This is a genomic window from Boseongicola aestuarii, assembly GCF_900184815.1.
Lineage (GTDB): Bacteria > Pseudomonadota > Alphaproteobacteria > Rhodobacterales > Rhodobacteraceae > Boseongicola > Boseongicola aestuarii.
This window is the reverse complement of sequence record NZ_FXXQ01000002.1, coordinates 474313-492166: the sequence shown is the minus strand read 5'-3', so window position 1 is coordinate 492166 and position 17854 is coordinate 474313. Positions and strand designations below refer to the sequence as shown.

Below are 17854 nucleotides of genomic sequence, written 5' to 3'. Positions count from 1 at the left end.
CCCGAACGAGGAGTTCCGCTCATGAGACGCCAGCGCAACGTGAAGATTGTTGCCACCCTCGGCCCTGCTTCCAGCGACAAAAAGATGATCCGTGCGCTGTTTGACGCCGGTGCCGATGTGTTCCGCCTGAACATGAGCCATGGCGAGCATTCGGAGATCGGAGAGCGTCACCGCATCATCCGCGAGATCGAAGCAGAAACAGGGCGTCCGATCGGCATCCTTGCTGACCTTCAGGGCCCGAAACTGCGGGTGGGTGTGTTCGCCAACGAGGACGGCGAAGATCTTGTGGTCGGTCAGGCGTTCCGCCTTGATCTGGACGCCGCACCGGGCAGCAACACCCGCGTCCAGTTGCCCCACAAAGAGATCTTCGAAGCCTTGGAGCCGGGTTCAAGCCTGTTGGTGAACGACGGCAAGATAAGGCTGAAGGTCGAAAAATGCGGCAAAGATTTCGCGGATTGCGTCGTGGCCGTTGGCGGCACGATCTCAAACCGCAAAGGTGTGAACGTGCCGGACGTGGTCCTGCCACTGGCGGCCCTGTCGGCCAAGGATCGCAAGGATCTCGAGTTCGTTTGCCGCCTTGGCGTCGACTGGCTGGCACTGAGCTTTGTGCAGCGCCCCGCCGACGTGGCCGAAGCGCGCGAGCTTGCCCAGGGGCGCGCCGCGGTCCTGTCGAAGATCGAAAAGCCCGCTGCGGTTCTCGCCTTTGACGACATCCTTGCGGTGTCGGACGGCATCATGGTTGCGCGCGGTGACCTTGGTGTCGAATTGCCGGTTCAGAACGTTCCGCCGATCCAAAAGCGCCTGATACGCAAGTGCCGCGCGGCGGCCAAGCCGGTGATCGTGGCCACGCAGATGCTCGAATCGATGATCGAAAGCCCGATTCCGACCCGCGCCGAGGTCTCGGACGTGGCTGCAGCGATCTACGAAGGCGCCGACGCCGTGATGCTTTCGGCGGAAAGTGCCGCCGGTGATTTCCCGGTCGAAGCCGTGCAGACGATGAACGCCGTCGCGCTTGAGGTCGAAAGCGATCCGACCTACCGCGAGGTGATCGAAGCCAGCCGTGGCGGCGTCAAGCAGTCCGTCGCCGACGGCATCGTGTCCGCCGCCCGCGAAATTGCGGAAACCGCTGATATCAAAGTGATTTGTTGCTTCTCGCAGTCCGGAAAGACTGCGTCTCTGGTCGCTCGCGAACGTCCCGCAGTGCCGATTATCGCGATGACATCGCTGATGGGAACGGCCCGCCGCATGGCGCTGACCTGGGGTTTGCACTGCGTCAAGACAAATGAGGTTTCCCGCTTCAAGGAAGCCGTCCTGAACGCCGCCCGCGCCGCCCGCACTGAGGGTTTCGCCGAACCGACCGACCATCTGGTCGTCACTGCCGGTGTGCCTTTCGGCCAGTCTGGAACGACCAACATTCTGCGTGTTGCGCCTTGTGATGAGCGGTTGATCCTGCCGGCCGACCCGGACTGACAGCCTTATCGCCTGAAAACGGTGATTTTACCCTTGCCAGACAGCCGTTTCGCGGCTATCTCGCGCACTTCCGACGAGCACCCCGGCTAAAGTGGCATGCCGAGGGCGCTTTTGAACCGTCCGAAAGAAGGAGATGGAAATGCCTAAGATGAAGACGAAGTCGAGCGCCAAAAAGCGCTTCAAAGTGTCGGCGACCGGTAAGGTCATCGGCGGATCGGCCGGCAAACGCCACGGCATGATCAAGCGGTCCAACAAGTTTCTGCGGAACGCCCGCGGCACACGCGTGCTGAGCGATCCCGACCAGAAGTTGGCCAAATCCTATATGCCATACGCACGCTGAGGAGCTTGAGAGATGCCTAGAACCAAAGGTGGCACAGTCACCCACGCCCGCCATAAAAAAGTTACCGACGCCGCAAAAGGCTATTACGGCCGTCGCAAGAACACCTTCAAGGTGGCCCGTCAGGCCGTCGACAAGGCAAACCAGTACGCAACGCGTGACCGCAAGAACCGCAAGCGCAACTTCCGCGCGCTGTGGATTCAGCGGATCAACGCCGCCGTGCGCAGCCACGATGAGGCACTGACATACTCGCGCTTCATCAACGGCCTGTCGCTGGCTGGTGTCGAAGTGGATCGCAAGGTCCTCGCCGACCTCGCCGTGCACGAACCCGAAGCATTTGGAGCCATCGTCGAAAAGGCGAAGGCCGCGCTCGCGTAACACATCCCGTCAGGGATCAAGTTTTAGGAAGCCGCGGACCTTTTTAAGGTCTCGCGGCTTCTTGTCTTTCAGGCCCTTGCTGGCTAGCAGGGCAGGGATCAATCCAAGGGGGTCCGGATGGACGATCTTCGGCAGAAATATCTGAGTGCAATCGCAGACGCCGCTGACGAAAGCGCGCTGGAAGACCTGCGCGTCACAGCTGTTGGCAAGAAGGGCGAAGTGTCCCTCAAAATGCGCGAGTTGGGCCGCATGACGCCCGAAGAGCGTCAGGTCGCAGGCCCCGCGCTGAATGCGCTGAAGGACGAGATCAACTCGGCTCTTGCCGCCAAGAAATCCGCGCTTGAAGACGCCGCCCTCGATGCGCGTCTGCGCGACGAATGGCTCGACGTCACTTTGCCCGCGCGCCAGCGCCCGCAAGGCACGATCCACCCCGTCAGTCAGGTCACCGAGGAAGTCACCGCCATCCTCGCCGACATGGGCTTTGCCGTCGCCGAAGGCCCGCAGGTTGAGACCGACTGGTACAATTTCGACGCCCTGAACATCCCCGGTCACCACCCCGCGCGCACCGAGATGGACACCTTTTATATGCACCGCGAAGAAGGCGACAATCGCCCGCCGCACGTGTTGCGCACGCATACATCCCCCGTCCAGATCCGCTCGATGCAGGACGCCGGCGCGCCGATCCGCATCATCTGCCCGGGCCGCGTCTATCGCGCCGACTATGACCAGACCCACACCCCGATGTTCCATCAGGTCGAAGGCCTCGCCATTGACCGCGACATTTCGATGGCCAACCTCAAATGGGTCCTTGAGGAATTCTTCTCGGCCTTCTTCGGCACCAAGGTCAAAACCCGCTTCCGCGCCTCGCACTTCCCGTTCACGGAACCTTCGGCCGAGGTCGACATCCAGTGCTCATGGGAAGGCGGCACCGTCAAAGTGGGCGAGGGCGACGGCTGGCTTGAAGTCCTCGGCTCGGGCATGGTCCACCCCAAGGTGCTGGCCGCTGCAGGCGTTGACCCGAACGAATGGCAGGGCTTTGCCTTCGGCATGGGCATCGACCGCATGGCTATGCTGAAGTACGGCATCCCCGACCTGCGCGCCTTCTTCGATTCCGACCTGCGCTGGCTGCGCCACTATGGCTTTGCCGCGCTGGACCAGCCCACGCTGCATGGCGGACTGGTGCGATGAACGACGAATACGAAGACCTGAACGACACCTATCCGGGTGCTGGAAGCTTCAAGTTCGGCGACAACGCCGAGCTGTCGGCGGAATTAATCGGGTTGGTCCGCGCGGGCAAAAAACGCGCCACCTGCGATGCGCTGGCCACCTTCGAAGCCGAGCCCGGTTCCATGCCGGTCGTCGGCCGCTGCGATATCGCCCAGAACTGGGACGGCACGCCTGCGCTGGTGATCCGCACGCTGAAGGTCCAGCAGGTGCGCTTTTGCGACGTCACCGAGGAAATGGCCTTGGCCGAGGGTGAAAACCACGACCTCTGGGGCTGGCGACGCGACCACGAGACGTATTTCCGGAGGCACTACGACTTTAGCCCCGAGATGATGCTGGTGTTTGAGCACTTTGAGGTGGTCGAAGATTTGGCGGAGCGGGAGTGATGGCTTCCGCTAATCATATGTCCCGCGGGGCATCAGCCCCGCATCACGCCAGCCCCGCCCCCACGGGCGGGCGTGATACGCCCACCTTCGGGTCAGGCGTGATGGTTGGGTTGAGAAAATGACCGGTATTATACCCATAGTTACGGCATTTATCGCAATTTGTGGCGGAGCGTTTGCCTATTGGAATCAAAAAAGACTGGATCGCTCCAATGCACTTGTCGAAATGCGTCGGGATGCTTATCGGAATTTCATTAGTTCGATTATCGCAGCCACGTCAGCCCAATCTCAAGACTCCAGCGACACTGGTTCCAAGTTCGAGCGCTTTCAAATTGCTTCAGGGGATATGACGGTCGTTGCTTCAGATGAAGTACTAAAGCGCCTTGCAGCTTTCCAGCTCGACCGTACTAAATCGACTCTTTCGATCGACAGCAGCTTTAAGGACTTGCTTCAGTCCATGCGCAAAGATGTTTTTGAGCATTCCACTGCGACAATGAATGATATCGAACACTCATTCCCGATCAAATTCGGAGAAAAACAATGAAATTCACCCTCTCCTGGCTCCGTGAGCACCTCGACACCACCGCCTCGGTTGACGAAATCGCCGAGACGCTGACCGATCTCGGTCTTGAAGTCGAAGGCGTCGAAAACCCCGCCGAGAAACTCCGCGATTTCACCATCGGCAAGGTCACGACCGCCGAGCAGCACCCGGATGCCGACCGGCTCCGCGTCTGCATGGTAGACACCGACGAAGGCACCAAGCAGATCATCTGCGGCGCGCCGAACGCGCGTGCTGGCATCACCGTCGTCGTCGCCAAGCCCGGCACCTATGTCCCCGGCATCGACACGACCATTCAGGTCGGCAAAATCCGGGGCGTCGAAAGCTATGGTATGATGGCCTCGGAGCGCGAGATGGAGCTTTCCGACGAACACGACGGCATCATCGAACTGCCGTCGGGCGAGGTCGGCCAGTCCTTCGCCGACTGGCTTGCCGAAAACGATCCCGCCCGCGTCGATCCCGTGATCGAGATCGCCATCACGCCCAACCGTCAGGACGCGCTGGGCGTCGAAGGCATCGCCCGCGACCTCGCCGCGCGCGGCCTCGGCACCAAGATCGAAAAGCCGATCCCTGCTGTTCCCGGCAACGGCCCCAGCCCGATCAAGGTCACCATCGACGACGACACCCTCGACGGCGCGCCCTATTTCGCGGGCCGTGTGATCAAGGGCGTGAAAAACGGCCCAAGCCCCGCGTGGCTGCAGGCGCGTCTCAAGGCCATCGGTCTCAGGCCCATTTCCGCGCTGGTCGACATCACCAACTTCATGACCTTCGACCGCAACCGGCCGCTGCACGTCTTTGACGCCGACACCGTGCAGGGCGATCTGCGCGTGCATCGCGCGACAGGCGGCGAGGAGCTTCTGGCGCTGGACGAAAAGACCTACACGTTCGAGCCCGGCATGATCGTCATTTCCGGCGGCAAGGCCGTCGAAAGCATCGCCGGTGTCATGGGCGGCGAGGAATCCGGCGTCACCGAAGACACCGTGAACGTTTTCTTGGAGTCCGCCTATTGGGACCCGATCACCATCGCCCACACGGCCCGCAAACTAAAGATCAACTCGGACGCCAAGCACCGTTTCGAGCGCGGCGTGGACCCTGAATTCACTCTGCCAGGTCTGGAACTGGCCACGCAAATGGTCCTCGACCTCTGCGGTGGCGAGGCCTCCGACGTCGTGACAGCCGGGGCCGTCCCCGACACCACGCGGGCCTACAAGCTGGACACGGATCGTTGCTCAAGCCTTGTCGGCATGGACATTCCCGCCGAAACCCAACGCGCAACGCTTGAGAAACTTGGCTTTACACTGAACGGCGACATGGCGACCCCGCCAAGCTGGCGCGGCGACGTGCAGGGCGAAGCCGACCTCGTGGAAGAGGTCGCGCGGATCGAGTCCCTGACCAAGCTTGAACCTAAACCCATGCCCCGCGCCACCGCTGGCGTGCCCAAGCAAATTCTGACGCCGATGCAGAAACGCGAAGCCATCGCGCGCCGCACCACGGCGGCTTTGGGTTACAATGAATGCGTCACCTATAGCTTTATCGATGCGAAATCGGCGGCCCTTTTCGGCGGCGGCACCGACGCCACCCGCGTCGCCAACCCGATCAGCTCCGAGATGACCCACATGCGCCCGACGCATCTGGCGGGCCTTCTGCAGGCGGCGGCCCGCAACCAGTCGCGCGGTTTTGCCGATGTCTCGCTATTTGAAGTCGGCGCGATCTTCAAAGGTGGCGAACCGGGCGAGCAGGAGCAACTGGTCACCGGCATCCGCATCGGCGCGACGGGTCCAAAAGACCCCCACGGCGCACGCCGCGCGGTCGATGTATTCGACGCCCGCGCCGACGCCGAAGCGATTCTGGCGGCCCTCGGTGCGCCGTCCCGTACGCAGTTTGCGCGCGGCACGAATGCGTGGTGGCATCCGGGCCGGTCGGCGAAAATCACGCTGGGCCCGAAGATCGTGCTTGGTGCGTTCGGCGAATTGCATCCCAAGGTTCTGCGTGAAATGGGCGTCAAGGGGCCCGCCGTCGCCTTCGCGATCCACATCGCGAACATTCCTGAACCCAAGGCCAAATCCGCCTCGCGCGGGGCGCTTCACATGAGCGATCTGCAAGCCGTCGAGCGCGATTTTGCCTTTGTGCTGGATACAAAGGTCGAAGCCATGACGCTGGTCAACGCCGCCCTCGGCGCCGATAAGACTTTGATCGAGGACGTGAGGGTGTTCGACGAGTTCATCGGTGGCAGCCTTGGCGATGGTAAGAAATCGCTGGCGATTACCGTGCGGATGCAACCCACCGACAAAACGCTCACGGATGACGAGATCGAAGCCGTGGGCGCCAAGATCGTCGAGAAGGTCGGAAAGGCAACCGGCGGCGTGCTGCGCGGCTAGGTTACCGCTCCGAATGTGACCAGCGCGGCGCCCGCGATCACAAGAACCGCGCCCGCGGCGATTGAAAGCGTCATCGGCTGGGCGGGCACGCCCAGCAATCCGAACTGGTTGATCGCCAGTCCGGCGAGGATCTGACCCGTAACCAACAACACGAACAACGCGCCCGTCCCGATGCGTGGCACCAGAAATGTGGCGCCAAGTATGATCCCCGCGCTCATGACCCCGGCAAGGAACAACCATGGTGGCACATCCGCGATTTTGCGAAAGGAGTCGCCGCGCTGCCCCGAGACTAGCGCAATGACCACCGATGTTACGAAGGCCACGAAGAAGAACGGGACATTGCCCATCACAGCAGCCCCCATTACGCGCGCCGATTGTGAGATCATGGGGATATAGATCGACATGATCGCGCCCATGAGGATCGCAAGAGCATAAAGGTGGAGTGCCATATGGAATTCCTTTTTGATTGGGTGCCCCAAGGTCGCAGATGCAAGCTGAAAATCAAATTTTACCTTCTGCTCCCGGCACGCTAAAGAGCGTCAACAAGGAGATAAGCATGACAATGAAAGTATACCTGTCGGGTGAAATCCACACGGATTGGCGCGAGCAGATCATAGAGGGTTCCAAAGATCTGGACGTCGCGTTTTCCTCGCCTGTGACAAATCACGCGGCTTCGGATGATTGCGGTGTCGCAATCCTTGGCGACGAGCCGAACAAGTTCTGGCATGACCACAAAAGCGCCAAGGTAAATGCCATACGGACTCGCCATGGTATTGAAAACGCTGACATTGTCGTTGTCCGGTTTGGCGAAAAATACAAACAGTGGAACGCCGCGTTCGACGCTGGCATGGCTGCGGCTCTGGGCAAATCGCTTATCGTTCTAAGCCAGCCCGACCACCAGCATCCCTTGAAAGAAGTCCATGCCGCGGCCCTCGCTGTGGCAGAGGAACCGCGGCAGGTGGTTGAGATCCTGAATTATGTGCTGTCGGGCAAACTTCCGTAACGCCCGGCAACAGCCCGGCCGTTAACCTTTAACGGCCGGTATCTTCAGCCCGCGCTGAACCGCTGGCCGGGCCAGAAAACGGTCAAGATAGGCTGGAACATGGGTCAGTTCGTCCCAGCCAAGCATGTCCTTCGTCCCATACCCCTCAAGCCCGCGAAGCCAAGGTGCTATGGCAATGTCGGCGATTGAATATGTGCCCGCGACCCAGTCACGGCCTTCCAGATGCGCCTCGAGCACGGCCAGAAGTCGCTTGGATTCGGCCAGATATCGTTCTCGCGGGCGTGGATCCTCGATGTCCTTACCGGCGAATTTCACGAAATAGCCAAGTTGTCCGAACATCGGCCCGATCCCTCCCATCTGGAACATCAGCCATTTCAAAACGTCGTATTTCGCCGCGCCCTCGGGCATCAGTTTTCCGGTCTTTTCCGCAAGATAAATCAGAATTGCGCCGCTTTCGAACAGTTCGACCGTTTGCCCTGCCGGCCCGTTCGGATCGATCAACGCAGGAATTCTGCCGTTCGGGTTCAGCGCGGTGAACGCGGCGCTTTTCACGTCGGACGGGGCAAGAGTGACAAGATGCGGCTCGTAGTCCAGCCCGAGTTCTTCCAGAGCAATCGATACCTTGACGCCGTTCGGAGTGGGTGAGCTGTAAAGTTGCATGACGTCCGGGCGCGCGGCAGGCCAGCGCGCGGAAATTGGATGTGCGCTGATGGGGGTCTGGATATTCATAATCCGTTCCTTTGATCTTTGAATTTCGCTTGGACGTTACGTAGGTGCTGCGCGTCGTTTATTAACCGCTGCTAACTGTGCAAAATCGTGCTAGGGCGTGTGCACTTATGGTGCGTGCAATGTGCTCATTCATAACAACGGGGACTAGGGAGTGACAAAATGATCAACGAATTCAGAGACTTCATCGCCAAGGGCAATGTCATGGACATGGCCGTCGGCATCATCATCGGCGCGGCGTTCACGGCCATCGTGTCGTCGCTTGTGGGCGATCTTATCAATCCGATCATCGGATTGTTTACTGGTGGCGTCGATTTCACGAACAATTATGCCGTTCTGTCGGGTGATGTGGCGGACGGCGCAAGCCTGGAAGCGGCGCGGGAAACCGGCGCATCGGTGTTTGCCTACGGCTCATTCATCATGGCGATCGTCAACTTCCTGATCATCGCATGGGTGGTCTTCATGCTGGTCAAGATGGTCAACCGCGTCAAAGATGCAGCCATGAAAAAAGAAGAAGCTCCAGTCGCCGAAGCGCCAAAAGGCCCGACGCAGGAAGAGCTTTTGATGGAGATCCGCGACGCGCTGAAAGCGCAGTCCTGATCTTTTCATAGATGGCAAAAGGGCCTGCAATTGCAGGCCCTTTTTCGTGACAGTCCGAGGCGCCGAAGCCTAGATTTTCAATGCAAGCTGCGGCGACATCACGTCAATCCCAAGAGCTTTTCCCACCGCGTAATACGTCAGTTTGCCCGCGTGTACGTTCAATCCGTCCAGCAGGTGCACGTCGTCCTCGCAGGCTTTCTTCCAGCCCTTGTCGGCCAGCGCCAGCATGTACGGCATCGTCGCATTCGTCAGAGCAATAGTGGATGTCCGTGCGACCGCGCCCGGCATGTTCGCCACGCAATAGTGCATGATGCCGTCGACCTCATAGATCGGGTCCTGATGCGTCGTGGCTTTGGATGTCTCAAAGCAACCGCCCTGGTCGATCGCCACATCGACGATTGCCGCGCCCGACTTCATTGTCGACAGATCGGCGCGGCTTACCAGCTTCGGTGCCGCAGCGCCGGGGATCAGCACCGCGCCGATGACCATGTCCGCAGTCGCGACCAATTCGGCGGTAGCGGCCGCGCTGGCATAGCGGTTCTTGAACGTGGTGCCGAAAACATCATCGAGATAGCGAAGCCGGGGCAACGAGCGATCCAGAACCGTGACATCCGCGCCCATGCCTGCTGCGATCTTGGCTGCATGAGTGCCGACGACGCCGCCGCCGATAACCACGACATTCGCAGGTCCGACACCGGGCACGCCGCCCATCAGAACGCCGCGACCACCGTTCGCCTTTTGCAGCGTCCATGCACCAACCTGTGGTGCAAGGCGGCCCGCAACTTCCGACATGGGCGCCAACAAGGGCAGGCCGCCGCGCTCGTCCGTCACGGTTTCGTAAGCGATGCAGGTCGCGCCGCTGGCGATCAGGTCATGCGTCTGCTCTGGATCGGGTGCCAGGTGGAGGTAGGTGAACAGCACTTGGCCCTCGCGCAGCATCGCGCGCTCGACCGGCTGAGGTTCCTTCACCTTGACGATCATGTCGGCGGTGGCAAAGACTTCTTCCGCAGTGTCCGCGATTTCGGCACCGACCGCGCGATAGTCGTCGTCCGTAAAGCCCGCGCCCGCGCCGCCACCGGTCTGCACCACGACGGTGTGACCATGTCCCACGGCCTCACCAGCCGTCGAAGGCGTCATTCCGACGCGAAATTCCTGGGGTTTTATTTCTTTCGGGCAACCGATTTTCATGATGTGATTCCTCCTCGACACCGCCCATATGCCCAGATTTCATGGAAAGAACGCGCCGATTTCTCTGGTTGTTTGCGCTAAAATCGGCAAAGTATTCGAAGATACAAGAATTCAGCGATGGAATCGTGCGCCATGATGGAACTCGACGCGACAGATGCCCGAATACTTACGGTGCTTCAGCGAAAGGGGCGCATCTCCAACGCCGACCTGTCAGAAGAGGTCCACCTCTCGGCCTCCGCCTGTCACCGCCGCGTGCAACGGCTGGAAGACGCCGGCATCATCCGCGACTATGTGGCGCTTCTCGACCCTCGCAAACTTGGCCGCCCCACGGTTGTTTTCGTAGAAATTACCCTGTCTGGTCAGGCCGACGAAGTCCTCGACGCCTTCGAGCGCGAAGTTCGGCTGATCCCCGACGTTCTGGAATGTCACCTCATGGCCGGGACGGCGGATTACCTGCTGAAAGTCATCGCACGAGATACCGAAGACTTCGCGCGCATCCACCGCCGCTACCTCGCCCGTCTGCCGGGGGTCGCGCAGATGCACTCGTCTTTTGCGCTTCGTACCGTGCGCCAGACAACAGCTCTCCCCGTCTAAGGAATAACAATGGAAGCTCAGTTTGGACTTGGCATCGGGACGCTTGTCTACTTGGCACTTGCCTTGGGTGTGTGTGGTTTTCTGGCCCGAGATGAATTGTGGCTGCGGCTTTTCATGCTGGCCGCAAGTGCGCTTTACCTCGTCTACTATTTCTTCGTCGTTGGAGAGCCGCTGTGGGACGCGTTCATAACGAATGGCATTCTTGCTGTCGTCAATCTTGTGATGATCTTCGTTGTGATCGCCGAGCGAACGACATTTGCGATGACACGGGAAACGGCCGAGCTTTATCGCTCGTTCGATATGCTCAACCCCGGCCAGTTTCGGCGCTTGATGAAACATGGCACCAGCGGCATCGTCACTGACAAACTTCGTCTGGCCACCAAGGGCGAAGTGCTCACCAAGCTCTACTTCGTGTCCGACGGCCCGATCCATATCACCAAGCGCGATACCGAAGTTGTGATTGCGGACAAGACATTCATCGGGGAAGTCGCCTACCTTCAGGGCTCACCGGCGACCGCCACAGTCGAGCTTGGAAAAGACGCGCGCTATGTGGTCTGGGACCACGAGGTGCTGGCGCGCCTGAAACGGCGCTCTCCGGCCCTGCGCATCGCCATGGCCGCGCAGTTCAATCGCGACCTTCTGGCAAAGGTGGCCGCATCCATGCCGCTGGCTGCTGAAACCTGACGTCAGTCTGCGTCGACGATCTCAAAGTCGTGGGTAATCTCGACGCTGGCTTGCAGCATCTTTGTCGCCGAGCAATATTTTTCGGCCGAAAGGGTAACCGCCCGTTCCACCAGAGCGGGTTTGATGTCCCGCCCCGTCACCACGAAATGCATATGAATACGCGTGAAGACCGCCGGAACCTCATCTGCGCGATCCGCACTCATCTCTACCCGCACATCGTCGAAATCCTGACGCCCCTTTTCGAGAATCGAAATGACGTCGTAAATTGAGCACCCGCCAGTCCCGATCAGGATCAACTCCATCGCACTTGGTCCCGGCTTGGGCGAGGTCTCGGTGCTTCGGCCAAACGAGACGGCAGTACCATCTTCGGTCTTGCCCTCAAACGACCGGTTGCCGGTCCATGTGACGGTGGATTTCATTGGGATTGTCCTTGGAATTATCGGTCCCGCGACACTATTGTTCGACAGCGACCAGAGCAACTGGATCCGCATCTCAGAAACGCACAAAAGCGCCAGTGGATTTTGGCGCGCGTTTCGTCCCTGCGCCTGCCCTGTTATCCCGAGCGAAACCACCTCTTGCACAGCCGCTACGTTGTCGAAGCAAAGGACGCACGATGAGAACTCACAGAAGTCTCTTGTCCATCTGGGCGGTCATTACCGTCGCAAGCGGGATCGCCAGTTTTGTGGCGCTACTCGTGACTTACCTCATAGACGGTGCCGGGATCTCCGCGGCCTTTGGTATCGCCTGGCCCTTCGGTCTGACCGCTGCCGGGGTAGGCGCTTTGGGTGTTATCGGTCCGATCGCGGCTTTCTGGACGGGTATCGAAATCTTCGTGTTTGAACAATCGAATGATTTCAATGGTCTTGTTTTCGTATTGAGCCTGCCGTCGTGCATCACGGTCATTGTCTTTGCCTGTCTGGCGTATATCGACACGAAAACGGAGCGTTCGCTCAACATCTGGCTGGCGACACCATGTCTGGCGACGATCATCTTCCTTGGCGTTCTGCTTGTCGGGATGCGCAACCACCTTTTCTGATCGCAGGCCCAAGAAACAACAAACCCCCGAAGCCAGGCTGCGGGGGTCGTCGTTGGTCACCCCGAAAGGCAACCCAGTGCTTTAAGCCCCGAGCTTAGAGCATTCCCTCGCGCTGCGCTTTTTTACGAGCGAGCTTGCGGGCACGGCGGATGGCTTCAGCCTTCTCGCGCGCTTTTTTCTCGGAGGGCTTTTCGAAATGTTGCCGAAGCTTCATCTCACGAAAAACACCCTCACGCTGGAGCTTTTTCTTCAGAGCGCGAAGCGCCTGATCGACATTGTTGTCACGAACACTGACCTGCATGTGGTTGTCACCACCTTTCTAGGTTAAAGTTGCAGAATTGCAGGAGGTGGCGCTCTAGCACAGCCGACCTAACTTGTCCACTATCACGAGCAGCCCAAAAGGGACCGAGACATGAGTGACACCATCCGCGACCAGCTTCTTGACGCCATTCTGCCCCATGTGCCGTTTGACGGCTGGACTCCTGCCGCCTTTCGCGCCGCCGCCGCTGACCTTGGTATGGAAAAGGCCGTGGCCGAAACCGCCTGTCCACGCGGTGCGATGGATCTGGCGATTGCCTATCACCGGCGCGGGGATGCCGCGATGGTGGCCGCGATGGAGGCCTCGGAGATGAGCGAAATGCGTTTTCGCGACAAGGTCGCGACCGCCCTAAAGCTGCGCGTCGAGGCGCTGGATGACCGCGAAGCGGTGCGCCGTGCGTCTGCTCTTTTTGCGCTGCCGCAGAACGCGGCTGAAGGCACCAAGCTGATCTGGGAAACCGCCGATCACGTCTGGACCACCCTTGGCGACACCTCAAGGGATGTGAACTGGTACACCAAGCGCGCCACGCTGTCCGGTGTCTGGGCCTCGACCGTTCTGTTCTGGCTAGGCGATGAAAGCCCGCTTGCCAAGGACACGAAGGACTTCATCGACCGGCGTATCGACAACGTCATGCAGATCGAAAAGGCCAAGGCCAGCCTAAAGAAAAACCCGATCACCAAGCCTTTCATGTCATTGAAGGACCAGATCCTTTCGGGCGTAAAGGCCCCGGACAAGTCCCGTTTCGCCAACCTGCCCGGCAACTGGAATCGGCCCACCTAAAAGAACGCAGTCCAAATGACCAACACCATGCGCGCCATTGAAATCAGTACCCCCGGCGGACCTGAGGTCCTGACCCCTTGCGAACGCCCGATCCCGACACCGGGTGTCGGCGAAGTCCTGATCCGTGTCGCCTATGCCGGTGTGAACGGCCCGGATGTGCACCAGCGTAAAGGTCTCTATCGTGCTCCGGCCGATGCCTCCGACCTTCCGGGGCTTGAGGCGTCGGGTCACATCGCGGCCCTTGGCCCCGGTGCGACCGGTTGGCGCGAGGGAGACGCGGTTACAGCGCTTCTGTCTGGCGGCGGCTACGCCGAATTCGCGACGGCCCCCGCAACTCACTGCCTGCGCATCCCGACCGGACTGTCGCTCGAACAGGCCGCTGCACTGCCCGAAGCCTTTTTCACGGTCTGGTCCAACGTCTTCATGGCCGGTGGCCTGCGCGCAGGTCAGACAGTGCTCGTCCATGGCGGCACGGGCGGCATCGGCTCAACGGCGATTCAGCTTGCCGATCGGTTCGGCGCACGGGTCTTTGCCACCTCGGGCAGTAACGAGAAAGTGGCGCTTTGCGAAAAACTCGGCGCGGAACGTGGCATCAACTACAAGACCGAAGACTTCGTCGCGGTTCTGCGCGACGCCGGCCGCGCCGATCTCATCCTCGACATCGTGGGCGGCGACTACATCCAACGCAATATCAAGGCGCTTAAGACCGAAGGCCGATTGCAGATGATCGCCTTCCAGAGTGGCACCAAGGCGGAGATCGGCTTTGGCGAGATCATGCTGCGCCGCCTGACGCTCAGCGGCACAACCCTGCGCCCCCAATCCGTTGCCGCCAAAGCCGCGATCGCCGAACAACTGCGCGCGCAGGTCTGGCCGCTGCTCGACGCGGGCCGCATCGCCCCCGTCATGGACCGCGCCTTTCCGCTGGAAGACGCCGCCGCCGCACACACCGCCCTGGAAGCCGACCACATCGGCAAGATCGTCCTCACCGTCTGCGAAGCGGCTGCCTGACAACCCTGATTGCGACACGGGCGTTCGGCGGCGACGTCGCCTAGCGGATGGGCGAAAACAAAGCATCTTGCATCGTGCAATCGCGCGCCACGGACCCTGAACAGGCCCGCGGCTCCAAATCCCGCGTCAGGCAAACTCGAACTTCCTGAATACGCCCCGCCTTGCACGTCACTGTCACCCCGTCGGCCTGCAACTCCGGGTTATCCTCCAGAAACGCCGCTTCAATGACCGAGGCGGGCAATTCCACTGCCCGCTCAAGCCGTCGGAAAACATCCGGGCGCACAACCTGCTCATAGGCCTGTCGTGCCAGCGCATAGAATGCGCGCGACGACAGTCCCGAACACCGCCCGTGCTTGTTCCACTGATGCCAGGCCGACCCGCCAGATCCCATGATATCGGCCATGTCCCCGGTCTCGCGACGCGATGGATTGCGTTCGGAGGTATTGCAAAAACTCGGCCAGCCCTGCTCGTACTGCGGCCAAAGCCCATGCAACACCCAGCCGAAATCCGCGTCATCGGCGCACTGAGGCGACCCGCGCTTGTCCCCTTCCAGCGCACACCAGGTCGGCGACCAACTCAGCGCGAGGACATAATAATCAAAGTCTCCCGCCCGCTCGCCATCGCCAAAAGCAAACCCCGCCGATACCAGCCACACCAAAAACGCGCGCATTTCCTCTTTCCTCCGGGGCAAATCGAGACTATATCCCCGCCAGCTTCCCCGAAATCGACGACTTGGTCCAGCCGGACCGCCCGGTTTCACCGCGTGGGAAAGATGTGGCAGGAGACGAACACATGAACAAACCGATCATGGCCAAAGCAACCGCCGTCTGGCTGGTAGACAACACGACGCTTACCTTCAAGCAGGTCGCTGATTTCTGCGGTCTGCACGAGTTGGAGGTGCAGGGCATCGCCGATGGCGACGTCGCACAGGGCGTGAAGGGCTTTGACCCCATCGCGAACAACCAGTTGACGCAGGAAGAAATCGACAAGGCCGAGAAAGACCCGCTTCACGCGCTGAAGCTGAAATTCAACGCCGCCGCCGTTGGCGAAGAAAAGCGCCGTGGCCCACGCTATACACCACTGTCCAAGCGTCAGGACCGCCCCGCGGCGATTCTCTGGCTGGTGAAATTCCACCCCGAACTCAGCGACGGTCAGATCTCGAAACTGGTCGGTACGACCAAGCCGACGATCCAGTCGATCCGCGAGCGTACGCACTGGAATATCTCGAACATTCAGCCCGTCGACCCGGTGGCGCTTGGTCTGACCAAGCAGTCCGAACTGGATGCGGCGGTGCAAAAAGCCAACGAGAAAAAGGCCAAGGAAGGCGGCGTCATGTCTGATGACGAGCGTCGCAAGCTGGTCTCGACCGAGCAATCCCTTGGGATGCCGGACGAGCCAAAAATGCCGACAGCCATTTCCGGACTTGAAACATTCACGCTTTCGGATAATGACGACGATGAGAAAGAAGAGGACAAGTTCGACGCGGACACGCTCTTCAATCTGCCCGATAATGACGACGACGACGAAGACGAAAAGTCGTAAGGACGTTACCAAGTTCCCTCGGCTGCCAATTGGCCCTCGGTCCATTTCGACCGGGGGCTTTTTTTGTGCCAGACGCCCGGACTCGACCGCAGTTGACATCGCGCCTGCGCTCCGCGCCAAATGAAGCAGTGGAAAGGAAGGTGTCGCTATGCGTTTCGGCGGTCCGGTTCTGGGGTGTGTCTTGGTCCTCTTGCTCGCCACCGGTGTGGCCGCGGCCGAGCAATCTGAATTGGAATGCAGCTCCCCCGCACAGCAGGCACAGTCGGTCGTCACTCGCAACGATCTGGACACATTGATCGGATGGATCGCACTGAAGACGGACTACGATCTCAGCTCGGTTTACCATGATCCACCCGAGATCGTTTTCTGCGAAGTCGGCGATGTCGTCGACTACGAAACCGACGGGCTTTTGGTCGATGAACTGCTGGCTGCGGCGTACGATCTCTCGAGACGGCGCATCAATCTGGTACGGCCTTGGGCTGCTGATGACCCCTATGACCTGTCGGTTCTGCTTCACGAAGTGATTCATGCCGTGCAACTGGACAATCGCAAATGGCCCTGCCTTGGCGCCCCCGAGTGGGAGGCTTATGCGCTTCAGTCGCTTTGGCTCGCGGAACACGGGATCGTGCCTGATTTTGACTGGGATTTCATATACATGATCTCGCTTTGCCCAACTGACGCTGACGACTGAACGCCAAAGACCACACCCTCGCGATCTGGCTCCAGCGGGCTAAACGGCCACAATTGATCTAAACCAATTCAACCCGACCGCGCGCCGATAAAATGACGGCTGAGGGGGCAGCGAATACTGCCCGAAAGAAGGGGGTAATATGTCCAGAACATCACACCGCAAATTCGCCTATGGGATCGCCTTGGCAGCCGCATTGATTGCCACAGGCACGTCTTCGTTGTCCGAAGTCAGCGTTGGTTCAACCGTCGAAAGCCGCGTGCTGCTTGGGTTCAAAGTTGACGATGCCGCGGTCGCCGGAATGTTGCCCGAAGGATGGACTCCGATAACACTTGGCAAAGGCCCGGTTGCTGGTTCGAACCTGATCGTTGCTCTGATTGACCGCCATCTCATCCTTGATGCCGACGGCAATCCGGGTCATCCATCATCGGGGCCGACCGTCGCATTTCTAAGCTACGGTCGCAGCGAGGGCGTTCAAGAGGTTCGGGGATTTGTCACGCGGGTCTACGAGGAAGCGCCGGTTGTTGATCCCTACAAGACCTCGGTGACCGCCGATATCGACCGGTTTTCCTCGTTTTCGGACTTGGGCAACGGAGAACGCGTGCAATCCGAGGAATGGACCATTTTGCCCTCGGGCGGTGGCGAACTCAGGTTTGAACTGGATTTCAACGTTGGCGTCTATGGCTGGGTGACGGCGGGTGAAAGCCGACCGTTCTCCCCCGAAGATCCCGAGTTCTTTCGCATTTATCGATACGATCAACTCGCAAGTCTTGCGATGAACACCAACATGGGTCTCGAATTGAACGGCACGGTCAACTTCTCCGCAAGTGACCCTGATCTGGAGGCGCTATTTGACGGTTCGGAGGAGTTGATTTCGATTGTCTCGATCCCGATTTACCTCCGCAAGATCTCGCTTCCATAGCGACACCAAATCAGACTACCGTTGCCACAGCGCGC

General features: G+C 59.8%; 23 protein-coding genes. 17 read left to right on the top strand and 6 right to left on the bottom strand.

Annotation, left to right across the window (positions count from 1 at the left end; all coding sequences use genetic code 11):
- Positions 1-21 precede the first annotated feature (21 nt).
- The 7 genes from pyk to pheT all read left to right on the top strand — a co-directional run bounded on the left by pyk (position 22) and on the right by pheT (position 6729).
- Positions 22-1470 carry a pyruvate kinase gene (gene pyk, locus BOA8489_RS05475; protein ID WP_093972954.1) on the top strand — a complete coding sequence of 483 codons (1449 nt, stop codon included), beginning with the start codon at positions 22-24 and terminating at the stop codon, positions 1468-1470.
- 139 nt (positions 1471-1609) lie between these two features.
- The gene (gene rpmI, locus BOA8489_RS05470; protein WP_093973065.1) at positions 1610-1810 is read left to right on the top strand and encodes a 50S ribosomal protein L35; all 201 of its coding nucleotides are present in this window, start codon (positions 1610-1612) and stop codon (positions 1808-1810) included.
- A 12-nt stretch (positions 1811-1822) separates the two neighbouring features.
- Positions 1823-2185: a 50S ribosomal protein L20 gene (gene rplT / locus BOA8489_RS05465; RefSeq protein ID WP_093972953.1), complete on the top strand. Its 363-nt coding sequence runs from the start codon at positions 1823-1825 to the stop codon at positions 2183-2185.
- Between the two features lie 117 nt (positions 2186-2302).
- Complete coding sequence (gene pheS, locus BOA8489_RS05460; RefSeq protein ID WP_093972952.1) at positions 2303-3373, top strand: phenylalanine--tRNA ligase subunit alpha; 1071 nt, start codon at positions 2303-2305, stop codon at positions 3371-3373.
- A complete protein-coding gene (locus BOA8489_RS05455; protein WP_093972951.1) occupies positions 3370-3795 on the top strand; it encodes an ASCH domain-containing protein in 426 nt (141 codons plus the stop codon). Before pheS ends, BOA8489_RS05455 begins: the two co-directional genes overlap by 4 nt.
- Positions 3796-3913: 118 nt before the next feature.
- Positions 3914-4336, top strand: coding sequence for a hypothetical protein (locus BOA8489_RS05450; protein WP_093972950.1), 423 nt, complete (start codon positions 3914-3916; stop codon positions 4334-4336).
- Positions 4333-6729, top strand: coding sequence for a phenylalanine--tRNA ligase subunit beta (pheT, locus tag BOA8489_RS05445; protein ID WP_093972949.1), 2397 nt, complete (start codon positions 4333-4335; stop codon positions 6727-6729). Before BOA8489_RS05450 ends, pheT begins: the two co-directional genes overlap by 4 nt.
- On the opposite strand, the gene BOA8489_RS05440 is transcribed toward pheT, so the two are convergent.
- Positions 6726-7178, bottom strand: coding sequence for a DMT family transporter (locus BOA8489_RS05440; protein ID WP_093972948.1), 453 nt, complete (start codon positions 7176-7178; stop codon positions 6726-6728). The two genes, pheT and BOA8489_RS05440, sit on opposite strands and share 4 nt — an antisense overlap.
- A 107-nt stretch (positions 7179-7285) precedes the next feature.
- Between BOA8489_RS05440 and BOA8489_RS05435 the strand changes: the two genes are divergently transcribed.
- Positions 7286-7732: a YtoQ family protein gene (locus BOA8489_RS05435; RefSeq protein ID WP_093973064.1), complete on the top strand. Its 447-nt coding sequence runs from the start codon at positions 7286-7288 to the stop codon at positions 7730-7732.
- 21 nt (positions 7733-7753) lie between these two features.
- Here BOA8489_RS05435 and BOA8489_RS05430 read toward each other — a convergent pair whose 3' ends face one another.
- Complete coding sequence (locus tag BOA8489_RS05430; protein WP_093972947.1) at positions 7754-8461, bottom strand: glutathione S-transferase family protein; 708 nt, start codon at positions 8459-8461, stop codon at positions 7754-7756.
- Between the two features lie 159 nt (positions 8462-8620).
- Here BOA8489_RS05430 and mscL point away from each other — a divergent pair, with 159 nt between their 5' ends.
- On the top strand, positions 8621-9058 hold the full coding sequence (gene mscL, locus BOA8489_RS05425; protein ID WP_093972946.1) for a large conductance mechanosensitive channel protein MscL: 438 nt from the start codon (positions 8621-8623) through the stop codon (positions 9056-9058).
- A gap of 69 nt (positions 9059-9127) precedes the next feature.
- Here mscL and ald read toward each other — a convergent pair whose 3' ends face one another.
- Positions 9128-10246: an alanine dehydrogenase gene (gene ald, locus BOA8489_RS05420; RefSeq protein ID WP_093972945.1), complete on the bottom strand. Its 1119-nt coding sequence runs from the start codon at positions 10244-10246 to the stop codon at positions 9128-9130.
- A gap of 135 nt (positions 10247-10381) precedes the next feature.
- Here ald and BOA8489_RS05415 point away from each other — a divergent pair, with 135 nt between their 5' ends.
- Entirely contained in the window at positions 10382-10840 is a 459-nt protein-coding gene (locus BOA8489_RS05415; protein WP_093973063.1) for an Lrp/AsnC family transcriptional regulator, read from the top strand.
- A 9-nt stretch (positions 10841-10849) separates the two neighbouring features.
- Positions 10850-11524 (top strand): cyclic nucleotide-binding domain-containing protein, encoded by a 675-nt coding sequence (locus BOA8489_RS05410; protein ID WP_093972944.1) that lies wholly within the window; start codon positions 10850-10852, stop codon positions 11522-11524.
- 2 nt (positions 11525-11526) lie between these two features.
- On the opposite strand, the gene BOA8489_RS05405 is transcribed toward BOA8489_RS05410, so the two are convergent.
- Positions 11527-11943: an OsmC family protein gene (locus BOA8489_RS05405; RefSeq protein ID WP_093973062.1), complete on the bottom strand. Its 417-nt coding sequence runs from the start codon at positions 11941-11943 to the stop codon at positions 11527-11529.
- A 194-nt stretch (positions 11944-12137) separates the two neighbouring features.
- Between BOA8489_RS05405 and BOA8489_RS05400 the strand changes: the two genes are divergently transcribed.
- The gene (locus tag BOA8489_RS05400) at positions 12138-12560 is read left to right on the top strand and encodes a hypothetical protein (protein WP_141138243.1); all 423 of its coding nucleotides are present in this window, start codon (positions 12138-12140) and stop codon (positions 12558-12560) included.
- Between the two features lie 94 nt (positions 12561-12654).
- Here BOA8489_RS05400 and rpsU read toward each other — a convergent pair whose 3' ends face one another.
- Complete coding sequence (gene rpsU, locus BOA8489_RS05395) at positions 12655-12861, bottom strand: 30S ribosomal protein S21 (protein ID WP_036556662.1); 207 nt, start codon at positions 12859-12861, stop codon at positions 12655-12657.
- A gap of 111 nt (positions 12862-12972) precedes the next feature.
- On the opposite strand from rpsU, the gene BOA8489_RS05390 reads away from it, so the two are divergent.
- Both BOA8489_RS05390 and BOA8489_RS05385 read left to right on the top strand, forming a co-directional pair.
- Positions 12973-13659 carry a COQ9 family protein gene (locus tag BOA8489_RS05390; RefSeq protein ID WP_093972942.1) on the top strand — a complete coding sequence of 229 codons (687 nt, stop codon included), beginning with the start codon at positions 12973-12975 and terminating at the stop codon, positions 13657-13659.
- 15 nt (positions 13660-13674) lie between these two features.
- A complete protein-coding gene (locus BOA8489_RS05385; protein ID WP_093972941.1) occupies positions 13675-14667 on the top strand; it encodes an NAD(P)H-quinone oxidoreductase in 993 nt (330 codons plus the stop codon).
- A 40-nt stretch (positions 14668-14707) separates the two neighbouring features.
- On the opposite strand, the gene BOA8489_RS05380 is transcribed toward BOA8489_RS05385, so the two are convergent.
- On the bottom strand, positions 14708-15337 hold the full coding sequence (locus tag BOA8489_RS05380; RefSeq protein ID WP_093972940.1) for a ribonuclease T2 family protein: 630 nt from the start codon (positions 15335-15337) through the stop codon (positions 14708-14710).
- Between the two features lie 122 nt (positions 15338-15459).
- Here BOA8489_RS05380 and BOA8489_RS05375 point away from each other — a divergent pair, with 122 nt between their 5' ends.
- The 3 genes from BOA8489_RS05375 (at position 15460) to BOA8489_RS05365 (ending at position 17819) form a co-directional block, all read left to right on the top strand.
- Complete coding sequence (locus BOA8489_RS05375; RefSeq protein ID WP_093972939.1) at positions 15460-16209, top strand: DUF1013 domain-containing protein; 750 nt, start codon at positions 15460-15462, stop codon at positions 16207-16209.
- A 148-nt stretch (positions 16210-16357) separates the two neighbouring features.
- Positions 16358-16900: a DUF6647 family protein gene (locus BOA8489_RS05370; protein ID WP_093972938.1), complete on the top strand. Its 543-nt coding sequence runs from the start codon at positions 16358-16360 to the stop codon at positions 16898-16900.
- A 139-nt stretch (positions 16901-17039) separates the two neighbouring features.
- On the top strand, positions 17040-17819 hold the full coding sequence (locus tag BOA8489_RS05365) for a hypothetical protein (protein ID WP_093972937.1): 780 nt from the start codon (positions 17040-17042) through the stop codon (positions 17817-17819).
- The last annotated feature ends 35 nt before the right edge of the window (positions 17820-17854 follow it).

Bases quoted from the DNA above. Each gene is read 5' to 3' on its own strand.
- pyk (WP_093972954.1), top strand. From the start codon at position 22: ATGAGACGCCAGCGCAACGTGAAGATTGTTGCCACCCTCGGCCCTGCT.
- rpmI (WP_093973065.1), top strand. From the start codon at position 1,610: ATGCCTAAGATGAAGACGAAGTCGAGCGCCAAAAAGCGCTTCAAAGTG.
- rplT (WP_093972953.1), top strand. From the start codon at position 1,823: ATGCCTAGAACCAAAGGTGGCACAGTCACCCACGCCCGCCATAAAAAA.
- pheS (WP_093972952.1), top strand. From the start codon at position 2,303: ATGGACGATCTTCGGCAGAAATATCTGAGTGCAATCGCAGACGCCGCT.
- BOA8489_RS05455 (WP_093972951.1), top strand. From the start codon at position 3,370: ATGAACGACGAATACGAAGACCTGAACGACACCTATCCGGGTGCTGGA.
- BOA8489_RS05450 (WP_093972950.1), top strand. From the start codon at position 3,914: ATGACCGGTATTATACCCATAGTTACGGCATTTATCGCAATTTGTGGC.
- pheT (WP_093972949.1), top strand. From the start codon at position 4,333: ATGAAATTCACCCTCTCCTGGCTCCGTGAGCACCTCGACACCACCGCC.
- BOA8489_RS05440 (WP_093972948.1), bottom strand. From the start codon at position 7,178: ATGGCACTCCACCTTTATGCTCTTGCGATCCTCATGGGCGCGATCATG.
- BOA8489_RS05435 (WP_093973064.1), top strand. From the start codon at position 7,286: ATGACAATGAAAGTATACCTGTCGGGTGAAATCCACACGGATTGGCGC.
- BOA8489_RS05430 (WP_093972947.1), bottom strand. From the start codon at position 8,461: ATGAATATCCAGACCCCCATCAGCGCACATCCAATTTCCGCGCGCTGG.
- mscL (WP_093972946.1), top strand. From the start codon at position 8,621: ATGATCAACGAATTCAGAGACTTCATCGCCAAGGGCAATGTCATGGAC.
- ald (WP_093972945.1), bottom strand. From the start codon at position 10,246: ATGAAAATCGGTTGCCCGAAAGAAATAAAACCCCAGGAATTTCGCGTC.
- BOA8489_RS05415 (WP_093973063.1), top strand. From the start codon at position 10,382: ATGGAACTCGACGCGACAGATGCCCGAATACTTACGGTGCTTCAGCGA.
- BOA8489_RS05410 (WP_093972944.1), top strand. From the start codon at position 10,850: ATGGAAGCTCAGTTTGGACTTGGCATCGGGACGCTTGTCTACTTGGCA.
- BOA8489_RS05405 (WP_093973062.1), bottom strand. From the start codon at position 11,943: ATGAAATCCACCGTCACATGGACCGGCAACCGGTCGTTTGAGGGCAAG.
- BOA8489_RS05400 (WP_141138243.1), top strand. From the start codon at position 12,138: ATGAGAACTCACAGAAGTCTCTTGTCCATCTGGGCGGTCATTACCGTC.
- rpsU (WP_036556662.1), bottom strand. From the start codon at position 12,861: ATGCAGGTCAGTGTTCGTGACAACAATGTCGATCAGGCGCTTCGCGCT.
- BOA8489_RS05390 (WP_093972942.1), top strand. From the start codon at position 12,973: ATGAGTGACACCATCCGCGACCAGCTTCTTGACGCCATTCTGCCCCAT.
- BOA8489_RS05385 (WP_093972941.1), top strand. From the start codon at position 13,675: ATGACCAACACCATGCGCGCCATTGAAATCAGTACCCCCGGCGGACCT.
- BOA8489_RS05380 (WP_093972940.1), bottom strand. From the start codon at position 15,337: ATGCGCGCGTTTTTGGTGTGGCTGGTATCGGCGGGGTTTGCTTTTGGC.
- BOA8489_RS05375 (WP_093972939.1), top strand. From the start codon at position 15,460: ATGAACAAACCGATCATGGCCAAAGCAACCGCCGTCTGGCTGGTAGAC.
- BOA8489_RS05370 (WP_093972938.1), top strand. From the start codon at position 16,358: ATGCGTTTCGGCGGTCCGGTTCTGGGGTGTGTCTTGGTCCTCTTGCTC.
- BOA8489_RS05365 (WP_093972937.1), top strand. From the start codon at position 17,040: ATGTCCAGAACATCACACCGCAAATTCGCCTATGGGATCGCCTTGGCA.